Here is a 14,008-nt window from a genome sequence, read left to right on the forward strand (position 1 = left end):
CTCTCTCCTGATTTTTGTGTTCGTTAACGCACCAATGCCAAAACAGGGCCTATGGGCGCAAGCTCTACATTGCCTGCACCATCAATTGATTTTACTTGTTCAATCATGGAAGCGTCCAACTGGAAACGGCGGCCAAGTATAATTCGCGCCCATCTGCCATCGGCGGTCCGGGTTTTCACAACCAGCTCGCTTTTGCCGCCCTGCAACGGAGCGACCAGCTGTGCCAATTGTAATATGCCCGTTTCGCTCACGACCTCCAATTGTATCCTCACGCGCGCATTGCTGACCAAGCTGTCGAGAGGTTTTGCACTTTTGACTGTAAAGCTGGGAACCTCGTCACCTGGGCGCATATCCATTTCGCACGACAGCAACAGGCAAGCGGTTTCTTTTGACCATTCCGACAGCTGCAATCCAACCGCTTCGTCAAAACAACGCACAGAAAACTGGCCGCTCTGGTCCGAAAAATCAGCAACCATGAATCGTTTGCCTTTGCGTGATTCACGCCATCGCACACCTTCGATTAGGGCCGACATCGTGGCGGCGCGACGGACGCCTTCCGGAATCGGTCCGCTCTCTAACCATATACTGTATGATTTTGCTCCATGGCTTGCGGCTATCGCGTCAAATTGTGAGCATGGATGTGCCGAAAAATAGAAACCAAAGGCTTCCTTTTCGCGGTTCATCTGTTCACCCAGCGGCCAGCGCAAATTTTGATCGAAACGCAACTTCGCTATATCCGCGCCGCCTTCGCCAAACAATCCGCCTTGCCCGCTTACACGTGCGTCACGCGCTGATTGGGCGGCTGCGAGTAATATTTCCGCTCCGGCATGCACTGCCGCCCGGTTTGGCTCCAACGTATCGAAAGCGCCCGATGCCGCCAGATTTTCAAGGCTGCGTCGGTTCAGTTGGGCTGGGTCGGCACGATTGGCGAAATCATCCAAACTTGCGAAAGGGCCAGCGGAATTGCGCTCGGCAACCAGCACCTCCATGGCCCGCTCACCGACATTCTTTATGCCGCCCAAAGCATAGCGCACGGCAAGTCCGCCTTCACCGTCACTTTCGACGACATATTCCGCCTCGCTGCGATTGATGTCGGGCGGAAGGCAGCTAATATCCAGCCTCCGCATATCGTCTATAAAAATACCAAGCTTATCGGTCTGGTGCATATCAAAACACATCGAAGCAGCAAAAAATTCTTCTGGATGATGCGTTTTCAACCACGCGGTCTGGTACGCCAGCACAGCATAAGCCGCCGCATGGCTTTTGTTAAATCCATAACCGGCGAATTTGTCGATCAAATCGAACAATTCATTGGCGCGGTTGGGCGGAATATCATGCCCGGCGCATCCAGTAACAAAACGCCCGCGCTGTGCATCCATTTCCGACTGTACTTTTTTACCCATGGCACGCCGCAAAAGATCTGCCTCGCCCAGACTATAGCCCGCCAATATCTGCGCGGCCTGCATCACCTGTTCCTGATACACAAATATCCCGTAAGTTTCGTGCAGGACAGGTTCGAGCAGATGGTGCGGATATTCGATAGTCTCCTCACCATTTTTGCGGCGTCCGAACATGGGAATATTGTCCATCGGACCTGGCCGGTACAATGAAACAAGCGCAATAATGTCGCCAAAATTCGTTGGCTTAACGGCCGCCAGCGTGCGCCGCATACCTTCGGATTCCAACTGGAATACACCGACCGTATCACCCCGCTGCAAAAGCTCATAAACCGCCGTGTCATCGTGCGGCAAGAGATCCAGATTTATATCTACACCGCGTTTAGCGAGCATTTGACATGCCTTTTGCAAAACCGAAAGTGTTTTGAGCCCTAGAAAGTCAAACTTCACCAAGCCTGCACTTTCGACATATTTCATGTCAAATTGTGTGACGGGCATGTCTGAACGTGGATCGCGGTACAATGGTGCCAGTTCCGACAATTCGCGGTCGCCGATGACAACACCGGCAGCATGGGTGGAACTATGGCGCGGTAAGCCTTCCAGCTTCATGGCCAGATCGAACAGTCTCTTTACCTGATCATCCCGGCGATATTCTTCACGCAACTCGGCGACGCCGCCCAGTGCCCGTTTCAGATCCCAGGGGTCGGTCGGATGATTTGGCACTTGTTTGCAAAGGCGATCAACCTGACCATAACTCATCTGCAAAACCCGACCAGTATCGCGCAAAACGGCACGCGCCTTCAATTTTCCAAAGGTTATAATCTGTGCAACCTGCCGTGAACCGTATTTTTTCTGAACATAACGGATCACCTCTCCCCGTCGCGTTTCGCAGAAATCGATATCGAAGTCAGGCATCGAAACCCGGTCCGGATTTAGAAAACGTTCGAACAAAAGCCCCAACTTTATGGGGTCGAGATCGGTAATCGTCAGCGACCAAGCTACCAATGACCCAGCTCCCGACCCACGGCCCGGGCCGACAGCTATATCTTGTTCTTTTGCCCATTTGATGAAGTCGGCAACAATCAGAAAATATCCAGGAAAGCCCATCGAGCAGATGACGTCGGCTTCAAATTGCAAACGGTCGAAATAAAGCTGCCGTTCTACTGCTTCTGTGATGCCGGCAATTTCAAGCCGCTTTTCAAGACCAATCCGGGCGTCTTCACGCAGTTGCCGGTCTTCGGCATCTCTATCACCTGCAAGACTCGGCAAAATGGGATTACGATAAGGGGCGCCGACAGAACAACGTTGCGCCACCACCAAAGTATTGGCCAGGGCTTCGGGAACGTCAGCGAACAGTTCCGCCATTTGTTTTCCCGTTTTAATCCATGTTTCACGACTACTTTTCCGGCGATCCCCATTTTCGACATATTCTCCATCCGCAATACAGAGCATCGCATCATGGGCATCGAAAAATTCAGGCTCGGCAAAAAATGCAGGATTTGTGGCAACAATGGGCACGTCCTGAACATACGCCAAATCGATAAGCGCGCTTTCAGCAGCTTCTTCAACCGGGTCAACGCGTCGGCTCAGTTCAATATACAGGCGGTCGGGAAATAGTGAACGCAATCGGCCAAAATAATCCTGAGCGGCACTTATCTGCCGCTCTGCCAGCAGTCGAGCCATTGCCCCTTCACCGCCGCCAGTAAGCGCAATTACGCCTTCGGTCAGTCCCACCAGTTGTTCAAAACTCACATGGGCATCGAAATCTTCGGGTCGGTCCAGATGAGCCATCGACACCAGACGGCATAAATTTTGATATCCTGTCTCATTTTGGGCGTATAACGGCAACCAATCCCGCACGAATTTCCCGTCCCCAGATGGCCGTCGAACGCCCAGCAAAGTGCCGATTATGGGCTGAACCGCTTTGGCTTTCGCGCCATCCTGAAACGGCATGACGCCATATAGACCATTACGATCGCAAATTGCGATTGCCGGAAAACCCAGTTTTTTCGCAGTCTCGCCTATCGCCTTGGGCTCGATCGCACCTTCCAGCATCGTATAAGCGGAAAAGACACGCAAAGGTATGAAGGGTACGTAAGCCATAAGCCCAGCTTAGGCCCGGCCGGGACGATTCGGCAATTTCGGGTTGTCGGTTGGCTGTGGAAAGTTTTACGGATTATGCGTCTTGCGCAAGCAACCGTTCGACATCTTTTGCCAATGCCGCCGGCTTGACCTGCGGTCCATGACGGGCGACCACATTACCTTTGCGGTCCACCAGAAACTTGGTGAAATTCCATTTAATCCCGCGAGACCCCATAAGACCGGCCTGCTGCTGTTTCAGATAATGCCAAAGCGGGTCCTCTTCCGCGCCATTCACATCAATTTTGGCGGTCAAAGGGAACGATACGTCATAGGTCAAAGAGCAGAAATTTTTAATTTCTTCTTCGTTCCCCGGTTCCTGTGAACCAAACTGATTGCACGGGAAAGCAAGGACCTCGAAACCCTTGTCTTTATAAGTTCGATACAGTTCTTCAAGACCTTCATATTGCGGTGTAAATCCGCATTTTGAGGCCGTATTGACCACGAGTAGTACCTTGCCTTTGTGCGCCGCCATTGCTTCCTCGCGTCCGCCCGGCATTTTTACGTTGAAATCATAGACAGACATTACTGCATCCCCTTTAAGCCATTGCCTAAGCCAAAACGCCTTCGTGCAAACGGAAAACCCGGTCCATTTTAGCCGCGAGCCGTTCATTATGTGTGGCCACTATTGCTGCAGAACCCTCGCCGCGGACAAGCGCCATGAACTCACCTAACACAATATCTGCGGTATGTTCATCAAGATTACCGGTCGGCTCATCAGCCAGAACCAACTTAGGCCGGTTGGCCAATGCCCGCGCAACGGCTACACGTTGCTGCTCTCCGCCCGAGAGCTTCGACGGTCTGTGGTGAAGCCGCTCGGCAAGCCCTAATTGCGTGAGCAAATAGGTGGCGCGATCATGAGCAACATCTGGCGCGGCGTCGGCAATCAACTGCGGCAAAACGACATTTTCCAGCGCGTCAAAATCGGGCAGTAAATGATGAAATTGATAAACAAAGCCAAGCTTTTCCCGCCGAATTTCGGTTTGGCGGTCTACACCAGTCTTGCTCACCTCTTCACCGTCGAATTTTATTGATCCGGAAAACCCGCTTTCCAAAAGACCAATTGCTTGCAGCAATGTCGATTTGCCTGAACCCGACGGTCCGAGCAGGGCCACAAGTTCGCCCTTTTCAACCGACAGGTTTATTCCGCGCAGAACTTCTATCGTAACATCGCCTTGGACAAATTCGCGACGGACATCATTAAGCTCGATGATCTTACTCATAGCGAAGCACTTGCACAGGGTCGGTGCTGGCCGCTTTTAACGCGGGGTACAGTGTCGCGAGAAAGCTAAATAGCAGTGCAAGTCCACATATCGCCAGAACCTCCATTGGATCGGTGCGTGATGGCAATTCCGTAAGAAAACGAATTTGGGGATCCCACAAGTTCTGACCGGTTAAAAATTGCACGAAATTCACCACAGATTGCCGGAAATACAAAAATATTGATCCCAAAATGAGCCCGAGTCCGATTCCGGCTGTCCCGATCAACAGTCCCACGGTCATAAAAATACGCAACAGGGATTTACGAGATGCACCCATTGTCCGTAAAATAGCTATGTCGCGCGTTTTGGCACGCACCAACATGATAAGCGACGACAATATGTTGAATACAGCGACAAGCACGATGATCGACAGCACGACAAACATGGCGACCCGTTCCACCGCTAAAGCCTCGAACAGGGACGCATTCATGCTTTTCCAGTCAACGATCAATCCCTTATTCTCAATTTTAGGCAGCAATGGCCGCAATATCTCGTTTACAGAATCAGGGTCTTCGGTCTTGATCTCGATCATGCCCACTTCATCGCCGAGCAACATGAGCACCTGTGCCCGCTCAATCGGCATGATGACGAACGCCTTGTCATAATCATAAACCCCGACTTCAAATATCGCGGCAACTTGATAGGATATTTCACGGGGCACAGTCCCGAAAGGTGTTGTTCGACCCGCCGGATTGATTATCGTAATGCTCTGCCCGACTTGAACGCCCAAATTTTGTGCGAGACGAGAGCCAATTGCGACCCTGTCTTCACCCGCTTTTAATGCATTCAAGTCGCCTGCAACCGTCTTGCCGTTTAACGTTTCGTTGTCGCGAATATCTTCAACTGACATACCGCGCGCCAAAATTGCCTCCACCCTGCCCTCAAAGGTGGTCAAAAGTGGCTGTTCGATGAGCGCTGTTGCATTGGTGACACCGGGGGTGGCCTTGACATCCGCCAACACCTGACGCCAGTCCTGCAACCTGCCGCCATATCCCTGCACAACTGCATGGCCATTAAGACCTACAATCTTGTCAAAAAGCTCGGCTCTAAATCCGTTCATGACGCTCATGACGATTATCAGCGCCGCTACGCCCAAGGCAACGGCGACAAGACTGATACTGGCGACCAGAAATATGAAGCCCTCGCCCTTGTTAGGCAGCAAATAACGTCGCGCGACCATTTTTTCATATCTGGATAGAAACATCAGCGATCTTTATTCAATATTTTTGGCATGTTGCGCTCTTAGGAGTCGCGAAAGCCGCTGGCAAGCGTTGTTGCAGCGATGCAACAGCTTTCGAAAAAGCACCTGCCTAGGGTGAGTAAAGATTGCAAATGGCACGTTACGAGCGGAATACAGTCTGGAATTCGTCGAAGCCCAAACGGCCGAGAGTTCAGGGGGAAAAGTCAGACCCGCCGGTGGGGATCGGCAGAGGACTGAAACAATGCGCTAGCAAAGCTGCAAAATAAGGCCGTCGGGAGAGATCCAGGCGGTCTTGTTTTTTGTCCTCTTGAAAATTTCGTCGACTTTACCATCTTGAATCCTGGATGCCCCAAAAGGATCCAAACATGACCGCAGGTGCCGAAACCGGGCTTGCACAAAACCAAATTGCTTTAAGGAGAATTTGACATGAACCGTTTTGATTTTACCCCTTATCGTCGCAATACCGTCGGCTTTGATAGGCTGTTCGAACTTCTCGAAAATACCGGCCGCGCTGCGCAAAACGAAAATTACCCCCCATTCAATATCGAGCGCACTGGTGAAAACGAATATCTGGTAACCGTTGCCGTTGCAGGGTTCAAACCCGACGAAATCGAGATTACTGCTCAGCAAAATTTATTGATTGTAACTGGAAGCAAACATTCGGACAGCAATGACAATCGCGATTTCCTCCATATAGGTATTGCAAATCGCAACTTTGAGCGCCGGTTCCAACTGGCTGATCATATCCATGTAACCAATGCTGATCTGTCAGATGGATTGTTGCTGGTGACGCTGGTTCGTGAAGTTCCAGAAGCACTCAAACCACGCAAAATTGAAATTGGCAGTCAACCCGCTCCAACAGTCATTGAGCATGACGAAGGTAAGAAAAAGGGTCCGAAAATAGCTTAGCTGGGTCTGGAAAATTCGGGGCGACCGACTCCTCGGTCGCCCCGGGCACTCACGCGCCCTTTTCCATCCAATCAGCCCGGGTCGCAATTGGGCCCATTGGATAAGAAACTATCTGTGACAGGTCGTTACACAAACCCTGATAGTGGGCATATATCAATATTGTGTAACTTTTTTGTTATCAAACAAGGCGGCTTTGTTGCACAGCTGCTTCGACAAAACTTGCGAATAAGGGATGCGGAGCAAACGGTCTCGACTTAAGTTCCGGGTGAAACTGCACGCCAATGAACCAAGGGTGGTCGGGACGTTCTACTATTTCAGGTAACTCACCATCTGGTGACATGCCGCTAAAAAACAGACCGCCCTTTTCAAGCGCGTCTTTGTAACGGGCGTTTACTTCATACCGATGCCTATGGCGTTCCGATATCTCCGTTGTGCCGTATATCGTTGCGACATGGCTATTTCCGGTCAGCTTGGCATCATAAGCACCCAGCCGCATAGTTCCACCAAGATCGCCCCCAGCCTCACGTTTTTGCAAACCTTCTTCGGTCATCCATTCTGTAATAATGCCAACTACCGGCTCATTCGTTGGCCCGAATTCCGTGCTTGACGCCTCTTCGATTCCAGCCGTGTTACGTGCGGCTTCGATGCACGCCATCTGCATTCCCAAACAAATACCAAAGAACGGCACTTGGCGTTCCCGGGCAAATTTGACCGAAGCTATTTTTCCTTCTGATCCACGCTCGCCAAAGCCGCCTGGCACCAAAATGGCGTGCATCGGCTCTAATGCGGCAGCAATCTCTGCCTCGGATTGAGCGAATAATTCGGCGTCAATCCAGTTTATATTGACTTTAACCCGATTGGCCAACCCGCCATGCGTGAGCGCTTCATTCAACGATTTATAGGCATCCGCGAGGCCTACATATTTCCCGACAACACCGATCGTAACCTCACCCTCCGGATTGGATTGGCGCTCGATAATATCTTCCCATCGGGACAGGTCGGGAATACCCGAAGCGTCCAGACCAAATGAACGCAACACTTCGATATCCAAACCTTCGGCATGATATTGTAATGGAACGGAATAAATGCTTTTGGCGTCGAGAGCTGGAATAACAGCTTCTTTCCGGACATTACAAAAAGCCGCGATTTTTGCGCGCTCATTTTCAGGCAAAGGATGTTCGCACCGGCATAACAGAACGTCGGGCTGAATACCCAAGGATGTCAGCTCACGCACGCTGTGTTGCGTGGGCTTGGTTTTCAACTCTCCCGCTGCCGCGATGTAAGGAACCAATGTTACGTGAACGGATAAAGTAAGTTCACGACCCAATTCGTTACGCAACTGTCGGATCGCTTCGATAAAAGGCAGCGATTCAATATCCCCTACGGTTCCGCCAATTTCGCACAACACGAAGTCCAAATCATCGGTTTCGGCCCGCGCGAATTCTTTAATTGCATCGGTCACGTGCGGAATAACCTGAACCGTCGCGCCCAGATAATCTCCGCGCCGTTCTTTTTGAATGATAGTCTGGTATATCCTTCCAGACGTGACATTATCAGATTGCCTCGCCGAAACGCCGGTAAATCGCTCATAGTGCCCTAGATCAAGGTCAGTTTCTGCGCCATCGTCGGTAACATATACCTCACCGTGCTGGTAAGGTGACATCGTCCCGGGATCTACATTCAGATAAGGATCGAACTTACGTATTCGCACGCGATATCCACGCGCTTGCAACAAGGCAGCAAGGGATGCTGCCATAAGACCTTTACCAAGCGAGGAGACCACGCCACCGGTGATGAAAATGAACCGTGCCATGGGAGGAAAGGCTTAAAGCCCCTTTGTGACAAAAGACAAGCGTCAGAATCTGTAAGGCGCAAATAAATATGTGCAAAAGCGATTTTTCGGATGACCGAAATCTATTTAACGTAATCGGATTCTTTTATCTGCACGATCCAATTCCAGCTCTAGTTTTTCATCCACTGTCGCAGTGCCAGCGGGTTTTCTATGACCAAATGACCATAATGGCGAGAAACGAAACCTAGGCTTTCCAGTTCTGCTAAAGCGGATGCGATTGTCATGCGTGACACGCCTATGAGTTCCGCCAACTCTTGCTGCTTAATTCCAAGCGTAACAGGCGGCTCTCTATCGGCAACAAAGGCCAGCAATCGCTGCGCCAAACGTTTAGGAGCCGGCATGTTTCTAAACACGAGCAGGTTATCAAGCGCTTCTTGTAACTGTTTTGCCAATATTTTCAGCATTTCGCGGGATATTTCGGTGGAACTTGAAAGAATATCGCTCAAGATCTTTTCGCTAATCCAGAGCATCTCGACTTTACCGAGTGCTTCGGCATCCAGCACACGATTAAATTGGCCGAGACACGCCAGCTCGCCGAAGCTGTCACCCGATCCCAGAATAAACAGGACATGCATAACGCCTTGCTTATCTTGATGGCCCAGTTTTACTTGTCCCTTGTCGATAATCCAAAACCCTTCAGCCGAATCACCGCGTTGGTGCAGAAACTGGCCAGACTCGAAGCCACGACGCGTTGCTTTACTTTGCAATTCCTCCCTGAGAACCGCCGGAAAACTGGCAAAAAGTGCTGGTGCGTCAATAGACCGACCAATGTTTTCAGGTAGATAGTCCGATTGTAAAGTTGTTGACATTATTGTGACACTTACCGTCATATAAAAAAAGTGAAGCAAGACCTTTCGGAGTCGCAGGATCTGATGTCAGGCATAATGCCGATATTGATCATAAATTGAAGGGATAAAGCTTTGAACCGCGCGGCTTGAGGGGGATCGCTGCGGTTCTGGCGGCGTGCTGACTGCTCCTTTTTAGTCAGTACGCCGCCAAGCTTCCTTCAGCTTGCCGCGACTATTGCGGCCCACTCCGCTTCATCAATCACGTTAATACCTAGCATCGTTGCTTGTTTCAATTTGGATCCAGCACCGGGACCAGCGACAACCAGATCTGTCTTCGCACTTACCGAGCCTGCTGCTTTTGCTCCCAATGCCTCGGCCTGCGCTTTTGCTTCATCGCGGCTCATCGTCTCCAGCTTTCCAGTGAACACAATGGTTTTTCCTGTCCACTCACTTTCCCGGATGTTCGACACATAAGCGGGCGGATCTACTTCCCGCATCAAATCATCCCAGACATCGCGGTTATGCGTTTCGTGAAAAAAGTCACCCAATGCTTTGGCCACTGTCGGGCCGATCCCGTCAATACTCGTGAGCTCAGCCACCGCCGACGTATCGCTGGCGGCAACGCGCTTGCCAATCTCCGCAATGGCTCCGAGCGTTCCAAAATTGCGCACCAAATCTTTTGAAGTCCCTGCCCCCACATGCCGGATCCCCAGACCAAAAAGCAACTTCATGGCATCTGGCGTGCGTTTTGCGTGTATGGCTGCCAACAGATTATCCACAGACTTATCCTGCCACCCGTCACGCGCCAAAATCTCTTTTCGGCGGGTATGAAGGCGAAAGATATCCGCAGGGCTCTCCAGCCAGCCAGCCGCAAAGAACTCCTGCACTGATTTTTCGCCCAGTCCTTCGATATCAAGCGCTGCACGGCTGACGAAATGGATCAGCCGTTGCACGCGTTGCGCAGGGCAGATCAAACCGCCGGTGCAGCGAACATCCACCTCGCCTTCTTCCGCTACCGCTTCAGATCCACATTCGGGGCAGTGGTCGGGGAAATCAAAGGCGGGCCGATCAATATCGCGGGTCAGATTGTCCACAATTTGCGGAATTACATCCCCTGCCCTCTGAACTATGACCCGGTCGCCGGGTCTTACGCCCAAACGGGCAATTTCGTCACGGTTGTGCAAGGTAACATTGGAGACGACCACACCTCCTACCGTTACGGGTTTCAAACGGCCGACGGGTGTCAGCTTACCGGTGCGACCAACCTGAATATCGACCGTTTCCAAGGTTGTTTCGGCTTGCTCGGCGGGGAATTTATGCGCGATTGCCCACCGCGGTGCCTTAGCCACAAAACCAAGCCGTTCCTGCCAATCCAACCGATCTACTTTATACACCACGCCATCAATGTCATAGGGCAGCTCTGCCCGCTGGCGCTGGATGTCGGCATAATGCGCCAGTGCACCGGTCGCGCTATCGATTTGGACTAATAAGGGCGATACCGGAACCCCCCAGTCGGCAATCGCATTCATGACGCCCAGTTGACTGACTGCGGGTAACGCACTCACTTCGCCCCAGCCATGTGCCAAGAAACGTAAAGGTCGCGATGCAGTGATGCTCGCATCTTTCTGGCGTAAAGACCCGGCGGCCGCGTTGCGCGGATTTGCGAAAATTTTTCCGCCTTTTGCTTCTTGCTCGGCATTAAGCGCCGCAAAGTCTGTCTTGGCCATATAGACTTCGCCGCGGATTTCGAACAGTGCAGGCGGGTTGCCTGAAAGTTGCTGCGGTATATCGGATATGGTCGCCACATTCGCAGTGACATCTTCGCCAACGGTACCGTCACCCCGGGTTGCAGCCTGTTTGAGAACGCCATTATCATAGCGCAGTGATAGGGACAATCCGTCGATTTTATCTTCGGCTGTTAACTCCACTGACGCTTCGGAAGGTAAATTCAGGAACCGGCGGACCCGTCCTACAAAGTCCTCGACGTCCTCCGCGCTGAAGGCATTATCGAGGCTCATCATGCGTTTGGCGTGGGTTATTTTCTTGAGGCCGGAGCCATCTACGGCGGCGCCTACCTGGCGGTTCGGGCTGTCAGAGCGGACGAGATGCGGGAATGCCGTTTCAAGTTCTGTGTTGCGGCGCACCAAGGCGTCATATTCCGCGTCGGAAATCTCCGGCGCGTCTTCGGCATGGTAGCGTTTGTTGTGATAGGCGATCTGCTTGGCAAGCCGCATCAGTTCATTGGCGGCATCCGCTTCATTCGGAACTGTCACACACCCTCCAGCAACCGTACGGCTTGCGCCCTTGCCTCGTCAGTCACCTCGGCGCCCGAAAGCATCCGCGCGATCTCCTGCCGCCTTGCTTCGGCATCAAGCAGGACGACACCCGTCCGCGTGACGGTCCCTTGGCTGGACTTGGCAATGAAGTAATGCGCCTGCCCCTTGGCCGCGACCTGCGGGCTATGTGTGACCGCAAGTAATTGCGTATGGCGGGCAAGACGGGCAAGCCGTTCGCCGATAGCGGCTGCAACCGCGCCACCCACGCCGCGGTCAATTTCATCGAAAATGATGGTGGCCGCCCCACCCTCTTCGGCCAAGGCAACCTTCAAAGCCAGAATGAAGCGCGACAATTCGCCGCCCGATGCGATTTTCGCCAAAGGTGCAAATGGCGCTCCCGGGTTTGTGGAGATAAGAAACTCCACCCGGTCCATCCCGGTACTGCTCCACCGGTCCTCAGGCAGGCGTTCAACGGCGGTCTGGAACTGCGCCGCATCCAGCTTCAACGGCGCGAGCTCGGCTTTGACCGCAGCGTCCAGCTTTGCGGCGGCTTGCGCGCGCGCTGCGCTCATCGCTTCGGCGGCGTCGACAAAGGCGCTGTGCTTGGCCCTGACTTCCGCCTCAAGCTTCGCGAGCCCTTCGCCACCAGCTTGAATCGAATCCAACCGCGCAGTCAGATTTTCCTGCAACGACACAATCGCATCGGGCGCAACATTATGTTTGCGCGCCAATGCCCGCAACTCGAACAGGCGCTCTTCAATTTCATCGAGGCGCGCGGGCTCAAACTCAATCGCCCGTGCCGCAGCGTTCAATTTATCTTCCGCCTCGCTAGCCTCGATAACCGCGCGATCAAGTGCGGTAAGCGCCTCGGCCAGCAAAGGATGTGCATCGGCGAGTCGGTCCAGTTTGCGCGCAGCCGACCGGATCAGCGCCAGACCGCTTTTCGGACCATCGAAGCTTTCCAGGACGGCCTTCAAATCCTCGGCGATGCGCTCTCCTTTTTGCATGTCGGAGCGTTCACCGGCCAATTGCTCTTCTTCGCCGGGTTGCGGGTTGAATCTTGCCAACTCGGCAACAGCATGTTCCAGCCATTCCCGGTCACGTGCCGCATTTTCAAGCGCCTCGCGCGCGACATCAAGCCGCGACTTGGCCTCTTGCCAGGCGGCATAGTGACTTGCGACCAACGCAGTATCGCACCGCCCGAAACTATCGAGCAAAACCCGATGCCCGCGCGGATTAAGCATTCCACGATCATCATGCTGCCCGTGAATTTCCACCAGAGCTGCACCTACATCGCGCAACAGTGCGGCCGAACAGGGCTGATCGTTGATAAAGGCCTTGCTGCCCCCGTCGGCCTTGACCGAACGCCGGATCAGCAACGGCTCTTTTTTATCGATTTCGATATCATTATCCGCCAGCAGACTAACGACATTGGCAGGCGCCTCAAAACTTGCCGTCACTTGCGCCCGTTCGGCGCCGTTGCGGACAAGGCCGCTATCGGCCCGCGCGCCGAGCGCCAGCCCTAATGCATCCAGCAATATCGATTTACCCGCACCGGTCTCACCGGTCAGGACACCCAATCCACCTGCAAATTCAAGGTCCAGCGCCTCGATCAGCACCACATCGCGGATCGAAAGCCCCGTTAGCATGGCATTATGCGCTTGGCGCGTGCTTCTGCATCAGTTCATAGGCGCGTTTATACCATTCGCTGCCGGGATAATTGGCCCCAAGGACAGCGGCTGATTTCTTCGCCTCTTCGGGCACACCCATCGCAAGATAGGATTCAGTCAGACGATATAGAGCCTCTGGTGCGTGGGTTGTCGTATCGAATTTGTCGACAACTTCACGAAAGCGCAGCGAAGACGCAAGCCACAGCGCGCGGCGCTGGTAAAAACGGCCGATTTCCATTTCCTTGCCGGCAAGGTGATCGCGCACCAAATCTATTTTCAAAGTCGCATCGGCTGCGTAACGCGAAGTCGGATAACGACGCTGAACCTCACCCAAGGCGGCCAATGCCTGCTCCGAAATCTTCTGGTCGCGGGTCACATCGCTGATCTGCTCATAATAGCTGAGCGCAATCAGATAATAGGCATAAGGCGCGTCTTTGTTGCCCGGGTGAATAGACAGAAACCGGCGTGACGACTGTATCGATTCGTTATATTTCTGAGCCATATAATAGCTGAA

10 protein-coding genes are annotated in these 14,008 nt (G+C 52.8%); 1 reads left to right on the forward strand and 9 read right to left on the reverse strand.

Annotation, left to right across the window (positions count from 1 at the left end; genetic code table 11):
* Positions 1 to 23 precede the first annotated feature (23 nt).
* From dnaE to ACKVOS_RS09995, 4 genes are all read right to left on the reverse strand, one after another.
* A complete protein-coding gene (dnaE, locus tag ACKVOS_RS09980) occupies positions 24 to 3,500 on the reverse strand; it encodes a DNA polymerase III subunit alpha (RefSeq protein ID WP_409211864.1) in 3,477 nt (1,158 codons plus the stop codon).
* Between the two features lie 73 nt (positions 3,501 to 3,573).
* The gene (locus ACKVOS_RS09985) at positions 3,574 to 4,062 is read right to left on the reverse strand and encodes a glutathione peroxidase (protein ID WP_409211865.1); all 489 of its coding nucleotides are present in this window, start codon (positions 4,060 to 4,062) and stop codon (positions 3,574 to 3,576) included.
* Positions 4,063 to 4,087: 25 nt separating this feature from the next.
* Positions 4,088 to 4,759 carry an ABC transporter ATP-binding protein gene (locus ACKVOS_RS09990; RefSeq protein WP_409211866.1) on the reverse strand — a complete coding sequence of 224 codons (672 nt, stop codon included), beginning with the start codon at positions 4,757 to 4,759 and terminating at the stop codon, positions 4,088 to 4,090.
* Positions 4,752 to 6,002: a lipoprotein-releasing ABC transporter permease subunit gene (locus ACKVOS_RS09995; RefSeq protein WP_409211867.1), complete on the reverse strand. Its 1,251-nt coding sequence runs from the start codon at positions 6,000 to 6,002 to the stop codon at positions 4,752 to 4,754. Before ACKVOS_RS09995 ends, ACKVOS_RS09990 begins: the two co-directional genes overlap by 8 nt.
* Before the next feature lie 423 nt (positions 6,003 to 6,425).
* Between ACKVOS_RS09995 and ACKVOS_RS10000 the strand changes: the two genes are divergently transcribed.
* Complete coding sequence (locus ACKVOS_RS10000; RefSeq protein WP_409211868.1) at positions 6,426 to 6,908, forward strand: Hsp20 family protein; 483 nt, start codon at positions 6,426 to 6,428, stop codon at positions 6,906 to 6,908.
* Positions 6,909 to 7,086: 178 nt separating this feature from the next.
* On the opposite strand, the gene ACKVOS_RS10005 is transcribed toward ACKVOS_RS10000, so the two are convergent.
* The 5 genes from ACKVOS_RS10005 to ACKVOS_RS10025 form a co-directional block, all read right to left on the reverse strand.
* Positions 7,087 to 8,721 (reverse strand): CTP synthase, encoded by a 1,635-nt coding sequence (locus ACKVOS_RS10005; protein ID WP_409211869.1) that lies wholly within the window; start codon positions 8,719 to 8,721, stop codon positions 7,087 to 7,089.
* A gap of 149 nt (positions 8,722 to 8,870) precedes the next feature.
* Entirely contained in the window at positions 8,871 to 9,569 is a 699-nt protein-coding gene (locus tag ACKVOS_RS10010; protein ID WP_409211870.1) for a Crp/Fnr family transcriptional regulator, read from the reverse strand.
* A 197-nt stretch (positions 9,570 to 9,766) separates the two neighbouring features.
* Positions 9,767 to 11,782 (reverse strand): NAD-dependent DNA ligase LigA, encoded by a 2,016-nt coding sequence (gene ligA, locus ACKVOS_RS10015; RefSeq protein ID WP_409211873.1) that lies wholly within the window; start codon positions 11,780 to 11,782, stop codon positions 9,767 to 9,769.
* A 35-nt stretch (positions 11,783 to 11,817) separates the two neighbouring features.
* Positions 11,818 to 13,473, reverse strand: coding sequence for a DNA repair protein RecN (recN, locus tag ACKVOS_RS10020; protein ID WP_409211871.1), 1,656 nt, complete (start codon positions 13,471 to 13,473; stop codon positions 11,818 to 11,820).
* 4 nt (positions 13,474 to 13,477) lie between these two features.
* The coding region (locus ACKVOS_RS10025) for an outer membrane protein assembly factor BamD (RefSeq protein ID WP_409211872.1) at positions 13,478 to 14,008 on the reverse strand (531 nt) is incomplete at its 5' end.

The organism is Sphingorhabdus sp., from assembly GCF_046154385.1.
In the GTDB taxonomy this organism is placed as follows: domain Bacteria; phylum Pseudomonadota; class Alphaproteobacteria; order Sphingomonadales; family Sphingomonadaceae; genus Sphingorhabdus_B.